The organism is Vibrio sp. 378 (assembly GCF_033339435.1).
Map to the genome: position 1 here is coordinate 1 of NZ_JAWOUO010001102.1, position 533 is coordinate 533.

The following is a 533-nucleotide window of genomic DNA, read 5'->3' on the forward strand; positions in this document are numbered from 1 at the left end:
AAGTTTGGTTTAACGCCCAGCGAGTACATCAAAACCGTTGCCAGTTAGTACCTAACATTGCTATCTGGTCGGTTTCAATGTTTCCCATTTTAGCTTTTGTATTTGGTTTTCATCCGCAGTGCGACGTTAACCAAAGCAATCAGAACCGGAACTTCGATCAACGGGCCAATTACGCCAGCGAATGCTTGATCGGAATTCAAGCCAAATACAGCAATGGAAACCGCGATCGCCAGCTCGAAGTTGTTGCCCGTTGCCGTAAATGCGATGGAGGCATTTTTATCGTAGGGGATGCCCATTCTCTTCCCGATAAAGAAGCTGGCAAAAAACATCAATACGAAGTAGATCGCTAGTGGGACTGCCACGCGGAACACATCCATTGGCAGTTGTAAAATCATCTCTCCTTTGAGGCTGAACATCAGCACGATGGTGGCGAGCAAAGCGATCAAAGTAATGGGTGAAATTCGAGGAATAAACACATCGTTGTACCACTTCTCACCCTTTGCAGCGACTAACCACTTGCGACTGAGAAAACC

The 533-nt window shown here is 46.5% G+C and carries 1 protein-coding gene; it reads right to left on the bottom strand.

Going from position 1 to position 533, the window contains the following annotated elements; genetic code table 11:
* Positions 1–89: 89 nt before the first annotated feature.
* Positions 90–533 (bottom strand): arsenic resistance protein (locus R7Q48_RS30605; RefSeq protein ID WP_411979321.1); only part of this gene is annotated, 444 nt, incomplete at its 5' end.